At 47.8% G+C, this 21635-nt stretch carries 13 protein-coding genes; 10 read left to right on the forward strand and 3 right to left on the reverse strand.

What is annotated here, in order from left to right; all coding sequences use genetic code 11:
- Positions 1-70: 70 nt before the first annotated feature.
- From B157_RS0116800 to B157_RS0116830, 7 genes are all read left to right on the forward strand, one after another.
- Positions 71-3208, forward strand: coding sequence for a SusC/RagA family TonB-linked outer membrane protein (locus tag B157_RS0116800; RefSeq protein ID WP_020604472.1), 3138 nt, complete (start codon positions 71-73; stop codon positions 3206-3208).
- Positions 3209-3333: 125 nt separating this feature from the next.
- Positions 3334-4812 (forward strand): RagB/SusD family nutrient uptake outer membrane protein, encoded by a 1479-nt coding sequence (locus B157_RS0116805; protein ID WP_020604473.1) that lies wholly within the window; start codon positions 3334-3336, stop codon positions 4810-4812.
- A gap of 207 nt (positions 4813-5019) precedes the next feature.
- On the forward strand, positions 5020-8439 hold the full coding sequence (locus B157_RS0116810; protein WP_020604474.1) for a VCBS repeat-containing protein: 3420 nt from the start codon (positions 5020-5022) through the stop codon (positions 8437-8439).
- Between the two features lie 69 nt (positions 8440-8508).
- Entirely contained in the window at positions 8509-11901 is a 3393-nt protein-coding gene (locus B157_RS0116815; protein ID WP_020604475.1) for a VCBS repeat-containing protein, read from the forward strand.
- A gap of 103 nt (positions 11902-12004) precedes the next feature.
- Entirely contained in the window at positions 12005-13360 is a 1356-nt protein-coding gene (locus B157_RS0116820) for a vanadium-dependent haloperoxidase (protein WP_026308755.1), read from the forward strand.
- Positions 13361-13451: 91 nt separating this feature from the next.
- Complete coding sequence (locus B157_RS0116825) at positions 13452-14135, forward strand: hypothetical protein (RefSeq protein ID WP_020604477.1); 684 nt, start codon at positions 13452-13454, stop codon at positions 14133-14135.
- A gap of 65 nt (positions 14136-14200) precedes the next feature.
- Entirely contained in the window at positions 14201-16255 is a 2055-nt protein-coding gene (locus B157_RS0116830) for a kojibiose hydrolase (protein ID WP_020604478.1), read from the forward strand.
- 69 nt (positions 16256-16324) lie between these two features.
- Here B157_RS0116830 and B157_RS0116835 read toward each other — a convergent pair whose 3' ends face one another.
- The 3 genes from B157_RS0116835 to B157_RS0116845 form a co-directional block, all read right to left on the reverse strand.
- Positions 16325-17014 (reverse strand): TetR/AcrR family transcriptional regulator, encoded by a 690-nt coding sequence (locus B157_RS0116835; protein ID WP_020604479.1) that lies wholly within the window; start codon positions 17012-17014, stop codon positions 16325-16327.
- 369 nt (positions 17015-17383) lie between these two features.
- Complete coding sequence (locus B157_RS0116840; RefSeq protein WP_020604480.1) at positions 17384-17731, reverse strand: DoxX family protein; 348 nt, start codon at positions 17729-17731, stop codon at positions 17384-17386.
- 81 nt (positions 17732-17812) lie between these two features.
- Entirely contained in the window at positions 17813-18997 is a 1185-nt protein-coding gene (locus tag B157_RS0116845) for a glutathionylspermidine synthase family protein (RefSeq protein ID WP_020604481.1), read from the reverse strand.
- Between the two features lie 94 nt (positions 18998-19091).
- Between B157_RS0116845 and B157_RS0116850 the strand changes: the two genes are divergently transcribed.
- The 3 genes from B157_RS0116850 to B157_RS0116860 all read left to right on the forward strand — a co-directional run bounded on the left by B157_RS0116850 (position 19092) and on the right by B157_RS0116860 (position 21622).
- On the forward strand, positions 19092-20105 hold the full coding sequence (locus B157_RS0116850; RefSeq protein WP_020604482.1) for a nucleoside hydrolase: 1014 nt from the start codon (positions 19092-19094) through the stop codon (positions 20103-20105).
- 57 nt (positions 20106-20162) lie between these two features.
- On the forward strand, positions 20163-20624 hold the full coding sequence (locus B157_RS0116855) for a regulatory protein RecX (RefSeq protein ID WP_020604483.1): 462 nt from the start codon (positions 20163-20165) through the stop codon (positions 20622-20624).
- A gap of 77 nt (positions 20625-20701) precedes the next feature.
- Complete coding sequence (locus tag B157_RS0116860) at positions 20702-21622, forward strand: glycosyltransferase family 2 protein (protein ID WP_020604484.1); 921 nt, start codon at positions 20702-20704, stop codon at positions 21620-21622.
- Positions 21623-21635 lie beyond the last annotated feature (13 nt).

A 21635-nucleotide genomic window follows, 5' to 3' on the forward strand; every position in this document is an offset into this window, starting at 1 on the left:
AACGAAGGATAGTACTATTCTGAACGCTAACCAAATTGATAACCTATTTCCAAATTTTTACTTTAAACCTATGATGAACAAATCCTACAAAATTAACCGCTTCGGTGGCAACGTAGGGCAGGTTGGGTCATTCCAGCCCCAGTTAATCGGGCAGAAAGCATTATTCAGCTTTTTCTCCATACTGGCAATGGTGCTGCTATTGAGTAACTCTACTGCCTGGGCGCAGGGCCGCACGGTTACCGGAAAAGTTACTGACCCAACGGGTTCTGCTTTACCTGGTGTAAGTGTTCAGCTTAAAGGCACCCAACGCGGTACCAATACTGATGCGAACGGGTCGTTTTCGCTGAGCGACGTACCTGCCAATGCAACACTCGTACTGAGTTTCATCGGTTATGCTTCACAGGAAGTAGCCGTAGGTAACCGTACTACAGTGGATGTGAAATTAGCTGACGATGCTAAAGCCCTTGAAGAAGTGGTAGTGGTGGGCTATGGTACTGCCAAACGCAAAGACCTGACTGGCTCAGTAGTGCAGGTAACATCGAAGGACTTCAACGCCGGGGTAAACCCCAACCCGTTGCAGGCTATCCAGGGTAAAGTAGCGGGTCTGGTTATCACATCCCCCTCCGGTGACCCGAATACGCAGCCGACTGTTCGCCTGCGGGGTTATACCTCGCTGGCTGGTGGCTCTGATCCACTCTATGTAGTGGATGGTATGATTGGTGTACCCATTAACACCATCTCTCCTTCCGACATTGAGTCGATGGATGTACTGAAAGATGCCTCGGCAGCCGCTATCTATGGTTCACGGGCTGCTAACGGCGTTATCCTGATTACCACCAAGCGCGGTAAGGCAGGCAAAACAACGGTATCATTTAACAACTATGTGGGTGTATCTACCATTTCCAGGCAGTATGATATGCTGGACGCACAGGGATACCGAGATGCTGTTACTCAAATCAAGGGGGCGGCTTCATTAGCTGACAAGCAGCGTTTTCCAGATGGAAATTATAATACCGACTGGACCAAGCAGGTTACACAGAATGGTATCGTCAACAATCACGATTTGGCTATTGCGGGAGGCTCACCCACATTCAGCTACCGGGGTTCAGTCAACTACATCAATCAGAACGGTATCATCAAAAATACAGGACTGGATCGGATAACGGGCCGCATTAATCTGGATCAGAAAGCCTTTGATAACCGCTTGAACATTCAGTACAACCTATCCTATTCTGAAACGAACAAGAAGTATGACAGTGGTATCATCGGCCGGGCCGTTACGTTCCTGCCCACGTTGCCCGTTCGCAACCCCGATGGGTCTTATTACGAAGTAGGCGGTAGTTTTGACCTGTTCAACCCGGTAGCCATGCAGGAGAACATCATTAATAATGGCGTTCAGCGGTATTTGCAGGGGGGTATGAACTTGCGCTACGAAATTTTGGACGGTTTAACGGTAGGCGTTAACGGACAGATTCAGCGGGACAACACCGTTAACAACTTTTACAGCAACCCAGCTATTAAGGCGTATGCTGCCGGTAATGGTCGGGCAAGCCGGAACTTCTCGGAAGACAATAACAAGTTGCTGGAATTGACTGCCAATTATACCAAAGGTTTTGGTAGTGATCCGAACAACAACTTTTCGCTGTTAGGAGGTTACTCGTACCAGCAATTTGACCGCGATGGTTTTGGTGCGGCTAACTCCGGCTTTGTAACGCCCGACATCAACTTCAGCAATCTGGGCTTAGGCTCCGGTACTATTGTCAACCCAGGCAACAACTACACCTCGTCATACCGTAATCAGAACAAACTGATTTCCTTCTTTGGTCGGGCAACGGTGAACATGAACGACAAGTATAATGTAACGGCAACGTTGCGCCGGGATGGTAGTTCTAAATTCGGCGCTAACAATAAATGGGGTATGTTCCCATCGGTTGGTGCAGGCTGGACAATATCAAACGAATCGTTCTTCCCAAAGGGCAACACCCTCAACTTCCTCAAATTTCGCGTTGGCTATGGTCTGACGGGTAACTCCGAGGGTATCAATCCGTACAATTCCATTCAGTTGTACGGTCAAAAAGGTACATACTACGATGGCTCGCTGGGTGACTTCCTGCCGGGTTATGGTATTACGCAGAACGCTAATCCCAACCTAAAATGGGAGATACTATCGACGGCTAACGTTGGTTTGGATTTCCAGTTGCTGGGTGGTCGTTTCTCCGGTACGGTTGAATACTACAATAAGCTGACGAAAGACATGCTTTATCCGTATTCAGTACCTGCCGATGGTGTTACGTACTTTACCAACACGATTCTGGCCAACGTAGGCTCGATGCGGAACAGTGGGTTTGAACTGGCCTTTGGTGGTGACGTAATCCAGAAAGACAATTTCTCCTGGAATTCGCGGGTTGTAGGGGCCTACAACAAAAACACGGTTGTTTCGCTGTCAAATGATCAGTTCAGCAATGGCCAGGTTCGTTTTAATCCCTTTAATGGTCGCGGTCTGTCCGACGTATTTGCATCCTATTTAACACCTGGTCAGGCACTAGGAGAATTCAATAACGTGCCAACGTTTACCGGAAACTATTCGGCTGATGGCCAACCACTGCTGAAGGCCGCTACAGGCGACACGCCAGTAACAGATGTGTCGAAAGCCGATGCGGCTGCGGCTGTTGCAGCCGGTTCTCCTTTGAAACAGGGAAATCCACAGCCATTCCTGAATGCGTCGTTTATCAATACATTCCGCTATAAAGGGTTCGATGTATATTTCCAGTTACGCGGAACGTTTGGTAATACTATTCTGAATGCCGTACGGTCGAATCTGCTTATTCCGGGTTCGATTCTGGAGACCAATATGCTGAAAGGCGTAACAGACCTGCCTGCTAAATACAGTGTAAACGTACTATCGACTAACTGGTTAGAGAGCGGTTCATTTGTTCGGTTCGACAACTGGCAGGTGGGCTACAATATTCCGTTGCCTGCCAGCAAGTACATCACCAATGCCCGGATTTATGCCGGTGGTAATAACCTGTTCATCATTACCAAATACAAAGGCATTGATCCCGAATTACAGGTAAAAGCTGATTTGCAAAACTCTGGTGGCGTCGTTCAGCAGGCACCTAATGCAGTTGGTTTAGATGGGGGGGGGTACGGAAATGTCGTTTATCCTAAAACGCGCACGTTCCAGTTAGGCCTTAATTTGACCTTCTAAACGAGTTTCGTTCACAAACCGGGTATTGTTCAAAAAAATATCCGGTTTGTGAAAACTTTTTCAGTTAACACAGCGTAAATGTTGCATAAAACAACGCTGTAATTGATTCATTATCAAAAACTTCTATGAATACGATAAACTTCAAATTGCTTCTTGGCTGCTCGGCACTGTTGCTGACCAGTCAGGCTTGTACCGATTTGTCGGAAACCACCTATTCGGTTATCCCGACCAGCGGCACGTTTGGCAGTACGCCCGGTCAGGCAGCGGCTCTGATTGGCCCACTTTACAATGGCCTGGGTGACTACTACGGTAACATGTCTAACCTGAACACTACCACCGACGAGCAGATTGTACCGACACGCGGTGGTGACTGGAAAGACGGCGACAACTGGAAACGGCTGTATCAGCATACCTGGAACCCTATTACGGACAACGGTCAGTTTAATGGTCCCTGGACCTGGTGTTACAACAACATCACCAGTATCAACCAGCAGTTAGGCACCATTACGGATGCCAAGACGAAGGCTGAGTTGCGGGCATTGCGGGCGTTTTTCCACTATCAGGCTATGGATTTGTTTGGCAATGTCATCATCTCCGATGCCGTAGGAACGGCTACACCCAAGCAAAACACCCGGGCTGAAGTATTCGCTTTTGTTGAAAAGGAACTACTGGCCGTTTATCCCGATTTGAGTGATGTATCGGGTGGTGCTTACTATGGCCGTATGAACAAATATGTGGCCGACATGATTCTGGCCAAAATGTACCTGAACGCACAGGTTTATACGGGCACCCCCCGCTGGGCTGATGCTATTACACGCTGTACAAGTCTTATTGCATCAGGTAAATTCCAGATTTCGGGCGATTACCTGAGTAACTTCTCCACCCAGAATCAGAACTCGCCGGAAACTATTCTGGCAACTCCGTTTGACAAGTCAAAACGGGGTGGGTTTAACGTTCAGATGAAGACACTGCACTACCTGAACCAGTTGACTTACAACTTAGGTACGGCTCCCTGGAATGGTTGGGCAACGGTAACGGAGTTTTATAACTCGTTCGATGACAAAGACGTCCGTAAAAAGCAATGGATTGTAGGTCAGCAATATAAAGCCGACGGTACCCCGCTAAAAGACGATGCATTGCCAATGGTATTCCGTCCCGAAGTAGAATCATTTTCTTTCGATGGCGGAGCATTTGGCCGCTTAGCCGGTGCCCGGAGTCAGAAATACCAGATTCAGGCTAACAATACCTATACAGATCAGGATAATGATTTTGTCATCTATCGTTTAGCCGATGTGTACCTGATGCGGGCCGAGGCCAATATGCGGTTAGGCAACATGGGGGCCGCCCTGCCCGATTTGAACATCATCCGCGCACGGGCTGGTATGCCAGCCTACACAACCATCACCATGGATGAACTGCTGGCCGAGCGTGGTCGGGAGATGGCCTGGGAGATGCACCGTCGTCAGGATTTGATTCGTTTTGGACAGTTCGGCAAAGCCTGGCGCTTTAAAGATGCTGAAGCGGACAATCATACAACGCTCTTCCCAATTCCAAAGGATCAGCTATCACTCAACCCAACTCTGAAACAGAATCCGGGTTATTAATAGCCACTTTATGCGTATAAAAAAGCAAGCCTTTTCAGGCTTGCTTTTTTTGTTTAAGAGCTGATTAAAAGCTAATTAATTACCACCAATGGACTAACCAGGCTTTATAATTCGTTACATTTGTAGTCCCTTATTAATCAAATCAGGCATTACTGTTTTCTGCCCTTCGCTCTGCGAATTCGATTTATTTTTCATGTACTTGTACTAATGCGTATTAGTTTAATAATCCTGGCAATTGGCTTGATAGCCAGTTGCCGGTCAAAGCCGAAAACCCCTTCAGACCCACTGTTCCGAACGCTGTTACCTGATGAAACCCACGTCGATTTTGCCAATAACGTTACCGGCGACCAGGATTTTAACATCTTCAATTATCGGAATTTCTATAATGGCGGGGGCGTAGCCATTGGCGATGTAAATAACGATGGACTCTCTGATATACTAATGATCGCCAACATGGGCGATAATAAACTGTATCTGAACAAAACCTCCGTCGGCACCGGTAAAATTCAGTTTGAGAATGTTACTGCCAAAGCTGGTGTGGCCGGGAAACGAGCCTGGAGCACAGGAGCAACCTTTGCTGATGTAAACGGGGATGGACGGCTGGACCTGTATGTATGTAACGCCGGCAATCGTGATGGCGACGACCGGGCCAACGAACTCTTCATCAATAATGGCAATGATGCCAGTGGGGTGCCCACCTTCACAGAGCGGGCCGCAGAATATGGTTTGAATGATCGGGGTTATTCCACCCACGCGGCTTTCTTTGACTACGACCGCGATGGGGATCTCGATATGTATTTGCTCAATAACAGTTTTATGCCCGTTGGGCGCCTGGCTTATGCCAACTTACGGGCGCAGCGGGATTCATTGGGGGGGCATAAGCTCTTCCGGAACATGACCGTTGAGAATAGTAAGAGTAATGGGAAAACGGCGACTGTTTTTGTTGATGTATCGGAACAGGCCGGTATTTACGGAAGCCTGATTGGCTTTGGCCTGGGCATTACCATTGGCGATGTGAATGACGATAACTGGATGGATATTTACATCTCCAATGATTTCTATGAACGCGATTACCTGTACATCAATAATCACGACGGTACATTCCGGGAGTCTATAAAAGAGGCAATGCCCCACACTAGCTTATCATCGATGGGGGCTGATGTGGCCGACGTCAATAACGATGGTAAACTCGATATTTTCATAACGGACATGCTTCCTGGCAACGACCGACGGTTGAAAAAAACGTCTACGTTTGAAGGGCATGACCTGGAGAAGATAAAAGTTGACCGCGATTTCCACTATCAGATTATGCAGAATATGCTGCACCTGAACCAGGGAAATCAGCCCGGCAATAACGGCCTCCCAACGTTTAGTGATGTAGCCCGGTTTGCCGGTGTGCAAGCAACCGATTGGAGCTGGGGTGCCCTGATTTTTGATATGGATAATGATGGGCGTAAAGATATTTTTGTCGCTAACGGCATCGCTAAAGACGTAACAGATCAGGATTTTGTCAACTTTCTGGCTGATCGGGAAAACATGGCGCAGATTGCCCGGCAGCGCAAGTTCAATTTCAAAGAGTTTCTGGATAAAGCATCGTCTGAACCGTTGCCCAATTATGCATTTCATAACGAAGGGAACGTTCAATTCAAGAATAAAGCGTTTGACTGGGGCTTGGCCGATCCGAGCTTTTCGAATGGGGCGGCTTATGGCGATCTGGACAATGATGGAGACCTGGATCTGGTTGTGAATAACATGAACGCACCGGTAGCTATTTATCAAAACCTATCGGTTGAGAAGCATAAAACCAACTACCTGAAAATAAAACTGGAAGGAGCAGGGTTTAATAAAAATGCCATTGGTACTCGGGTATTGGTCTATCAGGCCGGGGAAATGCAATTACTGCAGCAAATGCCAAATCGGGGTTTTGAATCCTCGGTTGATCTGAACATGGTGTTTGGGCTGGGTAGTAATCCAACCATTGATTCGCTCGTGGTTGTCTGGCCAACTGATCGAATGCAGACTGTGCGTAAGCCACGGGCAAACCAGATACTAACGCTCCGCGAAACGGATGCAGCGCAGGTGTGGAAACCAGCCGTTGTTCAAGAAAAGCCTGTTTTTCGGGATTACACGGCTGTATCAGGGCTAAATTTCCAGCATACCGAAAGCAATTTTGTGGATTATAACCGGGATGCCCTACTCAAGCAGCAATTTTCTACCCAGGGGCCAGCCCTGGCAACGGGCGATGTGAATGGCGATGGGCTGGATGATGTGTTTTTGGGTGGGGCCAGTGGTCATGCAGGATACCTGTTTGTACAGCAACCGGGAACGGGACGATTTTTGGATAAAACGTCCGCTGTAATGAAGCAGGATACGGCCTCGGAAGCAGTGGATGCCGTATTCTTTGATGCCGATGGCGATAAAGACTTGGATTTATACGTCGTTACCGGTAGCAATGAGTTCAGTGCAGAATCCGATGAACTATTGGACCACCTGTACCTAAACGATGGCAAAGGTAATTTTACGCATTCGGAATCGGGCATACCCAGTCTGAAACAAAGTGGCTCCTGTGTGGCAGCGGGGGATTTTGATCAGGACGGGGATATTGACCTGTTTGTGGGTGGTCGACTCGTCCCCGGTCAGTATGGACGAAATCCATCCAGCTACCTGCTGTCGAATGACGGGACCGGTAATTTTAAGAATTATACAAAACGATTCATACCCGACGTAGAACAGTTAGGTATGGTGACGGATGTTATCTGGGCTGACCTGAACGGTGATAAATACCCCGAACTAATTGTGGTTGGCGACTGGGCACCCATCCATGTTTTTGAAAACAAGCGTGGTAGGTTGAGTCAGAACCCCGAACTAACCATTAAGGATGTTCATGGACAAGTCCTGAAAACCAACGGCTGGTGGAATTGTATCACGGCTGGTGATGCCGATGGGGATGGCGATTTGGATTTGGCGGTTGGTAATCTGGGCCTGAATTCCCGGATTCGGGCTACCCAGACAACGCCTGCTGAACTTTACGTGGGTGATTTTGATCACAACGGTACAGTAGAACAAATTATCAATTGCGCGGATGAAACGGGTGAATTATACCCGATGGTGCTCAAGAATGATCTGCAAAAAGAGATGCCCAGTATTAAAAAGAAATTTGTGAAGTTTAACGATTACGCCGGTAAAAAGATCAGCGAGATTCTGGATGAAGATCAGTTGAAACAGGCGGTGGTGAAGCAGGCATTTACCGGCGCAACTGCAATGCTGATTAACAATGGCCACGGAAGTCTGACTTTTCAGGAATTGCCAAATGCCGCCCAATTCTCACCCGTTTGTGGTATTGTATTTACAGATTACGACCACGATGGGCGTACCGACCTGGTTATGACGGGCAACTTCCTGGATGTATTGCCAGAAATTGGTCGCTATGATGCCAGTTATGGTGTTGTCCTGCGGAATGTGGGTAAGGCTTCGGGTGGTGCAATTAAGTATGAGTCGGTTAACCCGGCTGTGTCTGGTTTCTTCGTGCGTGGTCAGGTTCGACATCTGGCGCAACTCGCCCAGGGGCAACTTATCCTGGCTAAAAATAATGATCAGGCGCAGGTATTTTTAATGCCCAAAGAATAATGCAGAGTGGTATCGAAGCCACGTTCCACCCTGTATTATTTCTTATTCATTTTACATTATCCATTATAAATGAAACGTATTTCTTTTATTCTGATCACTGGCCTGTTGGCGATGACAGGCTGTCAATTTTTTACATCAGAGAAACAACTATTTCAGACGCTTGACTCAACCCAAACAGGCATTGGATTTGTCAATAAGCTGCTGCCTGATGAAAAACTTAATATTCTCGATTATCTGTATTTCTACAATGGTGGGGGCGTTTCTGCGGGTGACATCAACAATGATGGTCTGATTGATTTATACTTTGTTTCCAATCAGGGCAAGAACAAATTGTATCTGAACCGGTCCACGCCAGGAAAGGGGAATTTTAAGTTTGAGGATATCAGCGCGAAAGCTGGTGTTGAGGGTTTTGCCGACTGGCAAACAGGCACCACAATGGCAGATGTTAACGGTGACGGGCTGCTGGATATTTACGTTTGTGCTGTTGGTAATTTTCGGGGACTTGAGGGCGCAAATGAGCTTTACATCAACAATGGTGACGCAACTTTTACGGAAAAAGCCGCCGACTACGGCCTGGATTTTACCGGATTTTCAACCCAGGCCACCTTTTTTGACTACGATCACGATGGTGACCTGGACTGCTATCTGCTCAATCATGCCGTGCACACGTCGCGTAGCTACGACCGCGTAACCGCCCGTAATTTGCGCCACAATGAATCAGGTGATTACCTATACGAGAATCAACTCGTATCGAAAAAAGGAAAAGCACCAGCCGGAAAAATAGCCCGATTTACCGATATTAGTGAAAAAGCCGGTATTTATGGTGCTCCTATGGGCTATGGCCTGGGCATTTCGGTGGCTGACCTTAACAACGATGGCTGGGAGGATATTTACGTTTCCAACGATTTCCACGAAGACGATTATTATTACCTCAACAACCATAATGGTACGTTTACGGAGAGTGGGAAGAAATACTTTCAGCATACTAGCCGCTTCTCCATGGGCAACGATATTGGCGATGTCAATAATGATGGTTTTGCCGATATCATTACCCTCGATATGTACCCCGAAGACGAAACGATTGAGAAGTCGTCGCTGGGCGAAGACCCGCTGGATATCTACCTGTATAAGCAGGCGTTTGGCTATATGAATCAATACAGCCGGAACTGCCTGCAGCTAAGTCTATCGGGGCAAAAATTCATGGATGTTGGGGCTATGCTGGGCGTAGCCGCTACCGACTGGAGCTGGGCACCCCTGCTGGCCGATTATGATAATGATGGTATCAAAGACCTGTTTATTAGTAATGGTATTGTCCATCGACCCAATAACCTGGATTACGTAAAGTTTGCCGCCGACGATTCGCTACGGTATGCCATGGAGACCTCGAAGTCGCTGGACGACCGGGCCATCAAACTAATGCCGGATGGTAAAGTCCATAATTACCTGTATCGGGGCACGCAGTCTCTCCACTTTGAGGATAAATCGACTGCCTGGGGCTTTGAAACACCAACCTACTCAAGCGGGGCTGTGTATGCCGATTTAGATAATGATGGCGATCTGGATTTAATTACCAACAACATTGATTCTCCCGCCGGACTGTACCAGAATGATGCGAACAAACTCTTTCCTGATAATAACCACCTAACCGTTCGACTCAAGGGTGATTCCCCCAATACGTTTGGCGTGGGGGCGAAGGTTATTATAAAGTACGCTGGCGACTCACTCCAGGTGCAGCAATTGATGCCTACAAGAGGTTTCGAATCGTCGGTAGCGCCCGAACTTCTCTTCGGACTGGGGAAACGCACGATCATTGATTCGTTGATTGTAATCTGGCCAAACCAGCGCATGGAAATTAGAACGAAGCAAAAAGTCAATCAATTACTGACGCTCAAACAAACCGACGCGTTGTTGGATGGGACTTCGTACCGATATACCCACCCGGCTGGACAACTGCTTTTCACGGACGTATCAAAAGCGGACTCCGTTCCATACCGACACCACGAGAATAAAGATTACTTCGACTACGTTCGGGAACCTCTCATGCCGTTTCAAGTCTCTACCGAAGGGCCACATTTGGCCGTTGGGGATGTGAATGGCGATGGACTGGATGATATGTACGTTGGCGGGGCTAAGTGGCAGGCTGGAAGTTTACTGATTCAGCAACCAGGGGGCAAGTTTAGCCCGTCTGTTCAACCCGATTTTTTGAAGGATTCAACCTACGAGGATGTTGATGCTATTCTTTTCGACGCCGATGGCGATAAGGATTTGGATTTGTATGTAGTGACCGGCGGGAATGAGTTTTACAATAAAATGCCCGAACAGTTCGACCGGCTCTACCTGAATGATGGCCGGGGCACTTTCAATCGAGCTGCCAATGCACTACCACCCATGTACGACAATAAGAGCTGTGTCCGGCCCGCTGATATTGACCAGGATGGCGATCTGGACCTTTTCGTGGGGGGGCGTGTGGTAGGTTTTGGTTACGGGAAAGCACCTAACTCGTACCTGCTCATTAACGATGGCAAAGGGCACTTCTCCGACAGGACTGACAACTACGCAGCAGGTTTGCGGAAAGTCGGTATGGTAACGGACGCCGTCTGGGTTGATTATGACGGCGATAAAGATATTGACCTGATTGTAGCGGGCGACTGGATGCCCATCCGCATTTTTGCCAATACCAATGGCAGGTTCGCCGAAGTAAGGGATTTTGTTGCTGACGAAACGCCACTGAGCGGCTTCTTTCAACGCATCATTGCCGCCGATTTTGACCGCGATGGTGATATAGATTTGATAGCGGGTAATATCGGAACCAATACCAAGTTGCGTAAAACGCCCGATTCACAACTGGCGATGTGGGTAAAAGACATCGATAATAACCAGACTACCGAACAGATACTGGCGTACAATCGTGGCAAGGAGTGGTACCCGCTGGCATTTAAAGATGAACTGGGTAAGCAGATGCCGGGGATTATCAATAAGCGGTTCACTGATTATGTGTCATTTGCCGGGAAACCGTTGAGTACCGTACTCAACGATGCTGAGTTGAAAGGAGCTGGTGAGTACACCGTGAATCAATTCGCTTCCGTTTATCTGGAGAATAAGGGGGGAAAGAGCAGCAAGGCAACGTTTGTTGTTCATGAATTACCCATGATGGCTCAGGTATCGAAGCTTTTTGCCTTAAAGGCTATGGATATCGATAACGATGGCGACCTGGACGTACTGGGCGGAGGGAATTTTTATGGTGTCAGTACCTATCAGGGGCGATATGATGCCAGTTACGGACTAGTATTACGCAACGATGGCAAAGGTAATTTCAGTACCCTGTCGCCGGTGGATTCCGGTTTTCTGCTCAATGGTGAAATCCGGGATATCCGTTCTGTTCGCACCGCTCAGGGAACGCTGGTAGTGGTAGCCCGAAACGATGCCGGCTTGCAGGTTTTTAAACCCTTACTCGTGAAGTAAGCAAGGCTGAGCGCTTATTTTTACCCCGAAAATTTCGTTAATTTTGTCAGCACTGACCAACCTTATTTGAGTTGGGTTCTCCTCTAACTTGTCTCTAAATTTTATGAATCATACGATTCGCTTTGGCTGTTCACTCATGCTGCTGGCAGTTGGACTAACCAGTTGCCGTAAATCAGCTACACCAGCCGAATACAACGCCAAAGCTGCCAACGTTGAATACTACAACGCGGCTCTGAATAAACTGACGGATGTCATCATTCATGATATTTTTTCGCCCCCCGTTGCCAGCCGCATTTATTCCTACGCCAATCTGGCGGGTTACGAAGCCCTCACTCCGTTCGACCCACAATACGAGTCGATGGGCGGTAAATTAAAACGATTCCAGGCCAGCCCTAAACCGGAAGCCGGGAAAGAGTACTGCTTTCCATTGGCCAGTACGCACGCTTTCCTGACCATCGCCCGTGCCCTGACGTTTTCGGTCGACTTTTATGATGAGTTTGAAAAGCCGTTTTACGAGCAGTACAAAAAGGATGGCGTACCCGATGATGTCTACGACCGGTCCATGGCGTACGGGGAAGCTGTGGCCAAACACGTACTGGACTACGCTGCCAAAGATGGGTATAAAGAAACGCGTGGTTTCAAGCACACGGTTACCAACGAGGAAGGTACCTGGGTGCCAACACCACCGGCCTATATGGACGCTGCCGAGCCACAATGGAACAAAATACGCTGCTGGGCCATGGATACCTGTAGTCAGTTCAAGCCGCCCCGCCCATATCCGTACACCATAGCCCCCGGAAGCCCCTATAAAAAGGAAGTGGATGAGGTGTATGAAATTGGGAAGAAGATGGATAAGCAGCAGCAGGACATTGCTTATTTCTGGGACGACAATGCTTTCGTGATGAACGTGGCCGGACACGTCATGTTTGCCAGTAAAAAAATGACGCCGGGCGGCCATTGGCTGGCTATTGCGGAGACCGTTGCCCGTCAGAAAAAACTAACTATGATGCATGCTGTTGAGGCCTATGCGTTAACCTCTTTTGCCCTCAGCGATGCCTTTATTTCGTGCTGGGACGAGAAATATCGTAGCCGGATGATTCGGCCCGAAACGGTTATTAACAAATACATGGACCCTAAATGGACGCCCTTTCTGCAAACTCCCCCATTTCCCGAATACACCAGTGGGCATAGTACCATTACGGCAGCCGCAGCTACCGTACTCACAAACCTGATTGGGGACAACATCGCCTTCACGGACTCGACAGAGTTTAAATACGGCCACGGAGTTCGTACCTATAAGTCGTTTAAGGATGCCGCAAACGAAGCCTCTATCAGCCGGTTATACGGGGGTATTCACTACCGCTCATCGCTCATGAACGGTCAGGCAGCGGGTGAAAAAATAGGCCAGTGGATCATTGGGAAAATCCACGCCCGGAAGGGTGTTGTAGCTAGTCGCTGATAATTAAAAGCCGATTAAAAAAAGGTCTCTCTTCCCCGAAGAGAGACCTTTTTTTGTAAATGGCCCCTTAATTGTCCAAACCCATACTACTATGCTGCCTGTACGATTACTATCGTTGATTATCAGTCTGGCACTTTCTTTTGGTAGTGAAATTGTAGCCCAGTCTGCACTTAAAAATACGACAGGTAAACAGCCTGCCATCGGACTAATAACCTATCGTTCAGTAAGTCGCTCAGCCGAAGACTCAACCCGTTCTGTATTTAACTTTAAAGCGGCTCCCCTGTACGTTCGAACAACTCCCTTTTCGATTTATACCGGTGCCGGCAATCCCAGAGACCGTATTGCGCAGAGTATTGAAGTGGGCAAATCATTTAACGTAATTGATTTGGGAATTGCTTTCGGGCGAAACTCACTCCGGCCCGATACATCCCTTTTCCTGGAAGGGCGCATTACGATGGACGTTGCCAACTACGGCGTTTTTGCCAATGAAATGACCATTGGTGCCGGGCGGGTTTTTGATAAACAGGGAAGCCTTATGCTTGAACTAACGTACAGTATTGTTGCCCAGATTGCACCCCGTGTAGGTGTTGGCCTGACGACGGGATATTACGATTTTAGCAACGAACTAACCGATAGTTCCAGAACATTTTATGGGTTATTTCTGCGTTTCGGCCTCTTACGAACGGATACCGGGAGCTTGATAGGAGGATATTCCCGCGGACGGGGACGACCCGTTCGGGTTGGGCGACCAAGACCCCACCGTGGGCACCGATGATAAAATAGGCTCGCAAGCATCAACTGTCCTGAAAAATAGAATTATTTTCAGCCTTTATTTCACCTATGATCTATATGAAAAGAAAATTAACACTAACTCCTCTGTTGGTTGCCTGCCTTAGTTGCTGGTGTACCGTCCAGGCACAATCGAATAAGGCCGACTGGCAAATCGTTGGTCAGGATATCAATCCGGCTAACTACTACGGTATTACCTTGGCTAACGGTATGATAGGGCTGGTCTCCTCGCCCGAACCCATGAAAGTAAAAGATGTGGTGCTGAATGGGGCATTCGATACCTACGGACGCGGACGCGTCTCTAACATCCTTAAAGTGTTCAACTTTGCCAACATGAACCTTGAGGTCGACGGGCAGCGGATTGGTCCGAAGAATATCGGTAATTACCGACAGACGCTCGATATGCAGCAGGCTGCCCTCACCACTACCTTCGATTATACGGATAAGGTGAGCGTTCGGCAAACGATGATGGCCTTACGGCATTTGCCTTTCACCCAGTTATCAATGGTAGAAATAACGGCAAAAAAAGACTGTGAGATAGTACCCATGAGTGTTATCGAAACGCCGGAAGTGCTACGTGATGTGAAGAATTTCTACTCCGAAATTGACCGTTCTCACGTTACCATTCGGCTGTTGACTTCCGTTGCTAAAAGTCCGACTGGTAAGCATACGGTGGCCGCTTCCAACAGTTTTATTTTTGAGGAACCCCACGGTCAGGAACCCGATGTGATTCATGAAGACTGGGATTACAACATGCACCTGGCCAAATTTAAAAAGCGGCTGAAAGCAGGCGAAACATACCGGTTTAGTGTGGTTGGGTCCGTATCGTCTACCGCGCACACTGCCGACCCCCAAAACGAAGCAGAACGCCTGACCATCTTTGCCGCCCTGGAACGAACCGAGCGACTCCTGATGCGCCACAATGCAGAATGGGCAAAACTCTGGAAAAGTGATATTGTCATTGAAGGCGACCCCGATGCCCAGAAGGCGGTTCGGTCGGCATTGTATCACCTGTACTCTTTTGTTCGCGAAGGGACGGGGTACAGTTTATCCCCGATGGGATTGTCGGGATTAGGGTATAATGGCCACGTATTTTGGGATACAGAACTCTGGATGTACCCGCCTATTTTGACACTGAAACCCGAAATTGCCCGGTCCATGCTGGAGTATCGTTTCGAGCGGATGAAAATGGCAAAACAGAATGCATTCAGTCACGGCTATGCAGGGGTTATGTTTCCGTGGGAGTCGGATGCCGATGGGCAGGAAGCAACGCCCGTCTGGGCATTGACTGGTCCGTTCCAGCAACACATAACCGGTTGTGTGGGCTGGTCATTCTGGAAGTATTATCAGGTTACGAAAGATAAGGACTGGCTACAGACGCGGGGATATCCACTGTTAAAAGAAGTAGCTGACTTCTGGACCAGCCGGGTGGAGCGGGAAGGAGCCGGCAACTATCACATCAACAATGTTATCGGGGCCAATGAATGGCAGGAAAATATCGACGACAACGCGTTTACGAACGGTATGGCGAAAACGTCGTTGCAATATGCCATTCAGGCCGCTCAGGAACTGGGCATCACCCCTAACCCCGACTGGAAGCTCGTTGCTGATAATATCCCCATACTCAAATTTCCGGATGGTGTAACGAAAGAAAATAGGACGTATGATGGCGTACAAATCAAGCAGGCCGACGCAAATCTGCTCGCTTACCCGCTAACCATCGTAAATCAGGAAGCGGCCATAAAGAAGGATTTGGCGTATTATGAGCCTCGTTATTCACCCGAAGGTCCGGCAATGGGCTGGTCTGTACTGGCTACGCTACATGCTCGCCTGGGTGAGCCAGAAAAAGCATACCAATGGTTTGAAAAGAGCTATAAGCCCAATGAAGTACCTCCTTTTGGTGTTCTGGCAGAAACAGCGGGTGGAACAAACCCCTATTTTGCTACCGGAGCGGGCGGTATGCTACAGGCCGTACTGAATGGATTTGGAGGAATCGAAATCAACGATAATGGGATAACCCAATTAAAAACAAAACTTCCGGGGAAGTGGAAGTCGTTGACCATTAAAGGAGTGGGGCCTCAGATGAAAACGTTTGAGGTAAAATAAACGCAGGAGCGGGAATGCATCAATGATCGACGTTAGCGGCCAGGTATATTGAGCCGCTAACGTCGATTATTACCATTGTGCGGCTGGCATATAAGCCGACTGTATTTCCAGATTAACCTCTTTTGACCCGATGGCCATTCTATTCAAAGCGATGTAGATCGTTTTTACGGCATTTTCGATTCGCTCCCAGCCTTCCTCGCTACGAAGATCGATACTAATCATGGTCCGGTCATTCTGGGCCATAATGGTCAGGTAGTTCATCGCTCCGAGAATAACTGCTGAGATAGCTTCCGTATCAGCTCCTTTCACGAAGGAAAGCTGGCTAACGAGCCGGGTCATTTCTTCATCCTGAGCACGCGCGGTTGTTTCAGCAATAGAGTCATTTTCAATAACACTTGCTTTCAGTACTTCACGAGCTGCTTTATAAGTACGAAAATGGCGATATGTCTGGATAACCTGACGATACCAGATACGTGCAATATCCGATTCATGTAAAGGACGAATTTGGTCCAGTAAAGCAGGGGTAAAAATTGGAAATAGTTTTCCCATTTTTACGTAGTATTCCAGCAATCCTTCCATACCACCAAAGTAGCGGTAAATTAGTACCTTGCTAACGCTAGCTTTCTCCGCCACCCGGTTTACACCAACGCCTTCCAGACCACGCTCTGCAATCACTTCTTCCAATGCTTCAACAATTCGCTGGGTGGTTTTGGCACGGTTGCGTCGAATCTTCTCATCCTTTTCCATAATTAGGGTCATTGCAAATTCATGTTTTGTTACTTAGTTTGACTATAACTAATTCTGAAAGTCACCTTAGTGAACTATGTATTGGTCGATTAATTTATAGGGGAAAATAATGATAACGACGTACGAGAAGAATATAAAATTCTTCTTACAACTTTATATTTAACGAATAATTCATATAAAGCATATAAAACGATAAAAGTAATTTAACGTAGATATAAAATCACTTAAACGGCTCTAAAGCTATCTAACGGTATACATTGAGTAATGAAAATAGATAAAATGCTTGTACTATATAGACTAATGTCTAAAACTTGTTTATGCATAAACATGAGCTTTACAGGCTTATATGTGCTACTGTGCTATACAAAAGGGAGTTGCTGATTAGGTATATCGATAGGCCCACCATATCAAAACACCCTGTAATGGCAGGCGTGCCCACCGAAGCCAGGCCGGAAACCTGCGAAACCGGTTTGACGTAACCATATAAACGTTAGCCGGAAATACCGCAATCAGTAACAGGACAAGGCCCCAGGCTGCTAACGACCGGGTAGACGAAAATAACAATCCAACACCGAGTACTACCTCGGCAACACCACTCAATAGGACCATCTGCTCATGAGCCGGAATGTAAGGCGGCATAATGGCTAAATATGTTTTGGGACTGACGAAGTGGTTCAACCCTGCCGCTATGTAAACAATGGCCTGTAGGTAAAGGAATAAATTTGCCATATAAAGCAGGAAAGAGAGGGTACAGGAAGCGTGAACACGATAAGGTAGTGTACCCTAAAACAATCAATTGGTTGTATATTACTATGCATCAATAACGTGTCCTACAAATCCGGCACTATTGTCCAGAATGAGACCACCGCGCCGAAAGCCAAGCCCACAGGCTTCGCCCGCGTAAAAAACGCCCGCCTGATAGCTATTTCCCAATGAATCCTTCGGGAAGTTAACGTACTGCTGGTAAACTTTTGGATAAGCAGTATACTCTCCATCACTTTCCTGAAGCTGAGTGCCGTCGGCGTTTATCAGGCGAATGTTAGCCCCTTCCCGACCAAACAGAACCTTCTCCACACACTGTTTGCCGGGCAACGGTTTAGTATCCGTTTCCAGTAGCAGCGGATGATTGGGGTATAACTCCCAAAGGATTTTTAACAGATACTTCGACTGAAACAACAAGGTATAAGCTGGATTTAATACCACAGCCAGCCGTTTTCTAACAATTTCAGTGAGTATGTCAAGCAATTCGGGTTCGTCTTCGGCGATAGACTCCCAGGGAATCAGTTTAAACCAGAAATCCAGTTTCTCAAACTGGCCACTCTTCGGATTTTGCCAGAAAATGCCTTCGTCAGCAGAAAATTCGACGTTATCGACAAAGTCGAACTCAATATCAAACCCCGCTTCCCGGGCGGCTTCTCCCAGTAAAGCAACATTGGCATCATCCTCTGGATTATCGCGTATGGCTGATAAGAGCAGGGTTGGCTGTAAATCCGGATTGTGCGCGAGAATTTCTTCGAATTGACTGGTAAGGGTCTCAAAAACAGCATTGAACTGGTGGCTCTCGTCCAGGCCGTTTGCCAGCAGGTGGGCATACTGCACCACGGCTGTTTCGGGCAAACAGGTTGCGGTGTCTGCGTTGAACTCGATGAGTTTGATTTGGGAATCCGTCGGAGTATATTCTACATCGGCCAGGTCGAAGCGGCCGTACAGATGAATATGCCGGTCATCGTCCCAGGATAGTTTGATCAACTCGATAAGGTTATCGGGGATACCCAGTTCCGCAAAGCGATTCTGATCGATAACGTGTTGCCCGGCGGCTACGAACATGTCGAATAGCTCGTTGGCTGCTTCGTAATACGCATCCGCCTTGGCTGACGGTACCAGCACTACTTCATTTGCCAGATACGGTAAGGTATCTTCCCCCAACATCCAGTCCCAGCCCAGGTTTCGGAGCTGTGTATCGGGTGGAATGGATAATTTTTTTAGTGCTATCATAATTTTACAATTTATGCAGGATAAATGATAATTCCTGCCAAAACAGTTCGTAATTCGTGTTGTACAATACGTTCTGTAAATTTCATTTAGTCCAATGATCCGAAAAGCCTTCCTTTCAATCAGTGTACTCGTACTACTGATAAACGGTTTCGTAGTGGGACAGTCGGCCCCGAAGCAACCGGCCGTTCCCGTCATTTTTGATACTGATATGGGACCCGACTACGATGATGTGGGTGCTATTGCGATGCTACACGCATTTGCCGATGACGGTCAGGCTACCATTCTGGCAACGATTGCCAGCACTAACTACCCCAAAGTGACGCAGGTGCTGAGCGTGCTGAATACCTATTTCAACCGCCCGAACATACCCATTGGCGTACCAAAAGGAAATGCCATAGGAGATAAAGACACGCAGCACTGGTCAGACACCATCACGGCGCGCTATCCACATCGTATTCTCTCGAACAACGATGTGCCGGAGGCCGTTGCGCTTTATCGGCAGATTCTGACCAAACAACCCGACCATAGTGTCACCATTATTACCGTGGGTTTTCTGACGAACCTGGCCAACTTGCTGGACTCCAAACCGGATAAGTACTCGACGCTGGGTGGCAAAGAACTGGTGAGTCTAAAAGTCAGGCATCTGGTGAGTATGGCCGGCAAGTTTCCGGGTGGGCGGGAATACAATGTGTTTAGAGATACGCCTTCGTCAAAAAAAGTGTTTACTAACTGGCCCACACAGATTCTGATGAGCGGCTTTGAGATAGGGGAGAAAATCCACTCCGGGTTGCCACTCACCCGGAACAAAGCGATTCAGCATAGCCCGGTAAAAGATGTATTCTCGATTTCAATACCCAAGTCGAAGGAAGATAAAGATGGTCGTATGAGTTGGGACCAAACCGCTGTTTTGGTAGGCGTACAGGGATATGCGCCTTATTATACGGTCAAAACGGGACGACTCGTTATGAACGTGGATGGCTCCAACGGGTGGAATAGTGCCGGGAAAGGCCATTCGTATCTGGTTGTTAGAAGGCCCATCGCCGAGGTAGAAACATTGATCAATAAATTGATGCAGCACCAGCCGCAGAAAAGAACACCGGGTAACTAACATAAAAAGAGTGGCCCTCACGAGTCTTTACACCGGCACTTTTGTTATGTCAATATCATGACCGATGAAGTAAAAGAAGCCCTCCAGAAAGCGGCTATGTTTTGTGCCTACCAGGAGCGAACCCAGCAGGAAGTGCGCGATCGGCTGAAAGAGTGGAGCGTTTTTGGCGACGATGCCGAAGCCGTAATTGCTGAACTGATTCAGCAAAACTACCTTAATGAAGAGCGATTCGCAAAGTCGTTTGCCGGTGGGAAATTTCGGATAAAGGGCTGGGGGAAACGCAAAATAACGCAACACTTAAAACAGCGTGGTATATCGGGCTATAATCTCGATGCGGCCATGAAGGAAATTGCCCCTACAGATTACCGGGACACGCTCATCAGCCTGCTCGATAAAAAACGCCAAACCCTTCGGGACGATAATCCGCTGGTAATTAAGCAAAAACTGGTTCGTTATGCGCTGAGTAAAGGCTACGAGTTCGATCTGATTTTTTCGGTAATGGGAAACGACGAGTCGTAGCATAAAAGGAATAGTTCTTCGCGTTAACATTGGCAAAACTGGCCCACCATGTCACAAATTCACGGTTCTTTGCGCCTATGAATCTGCGAAAAGTCTCTATTATCTTACTGAACTACAACTCCCATCGCTTCACGTTCGACTGCGTTGCGTCCATCGTTGAACGAACGGAGTCTGTCCGATATGAAATAATAATCGTTGATAACAACTCGACTATTGAGGAGTATGAAGCCCTGAAGCCCATCGGTAACCAACCTAACGTGCAGCTTATTCGGAGCCGGATAAATCTTGGATTCTCGGGCGGGAACATGCTGGGCGTGCAATTCGCCGATTCTTCTTCCGACTACTACTATTTTCTGAATAACGATTGCCTGTTGCGAACCGACGTATGCAGCCAGTTGACCGCTTTCATGGAGGCCACACCCGATGCGGGTTTGTGTGGTGCTCAGATGTTTGCGGGCGATGGGTCGCGCCAGATAACGTTTGGCTATCTACCAACGCTCGGTAGTAAACTACTCGGGCATGGATTTGTCCGGCTGCTTAACCCTGACATCTACCCCGCTACCCGGCAGGTATATAATGAACCGATTCGGGTGCCATTTGTGATGGGCAGTACATTGTTTGTTCGGGTATCGGCTTTCAATGAAATCGGGGGTTTCGACATCGCTCATTTTTTGTACGTTGAAGAAGAGGATTTAGCGAAACGATTACTGAATGCTGGTTGCTACACGTACCTGGTGCCCCAGGCCGAGTACATTCATTTCACGGGTCAAAGCACCGTCAAGAACTTCGATGTAGCGAAGGAATATTACATTTCGCTGTTTTTCTACTTCCGGAAATACCATTCCTGGCTTGCCTGTGCCCTGTTTAGGGCCTACTACTTTATCAAACTCGGACGCAAGTTCCGGCGAGATGCTATGTATGGTCGATTGGCCTGGTTTATTGGGCGGGGAAGTCCCATGCACGAGAGTTTACGGTATAGGCAGACAATCAAAAATTAAACTGTTTATATAC

This window comes from Spirosoma spitsbergense DSM 19989 (genome assembly GCF_000374085.1).
Lineage (GTDB): Bacteria > Bacteroidota > Bacteroidia > Cytophagales > Spirosomataceae > Spirosoma > Spirosoma spitsbergense.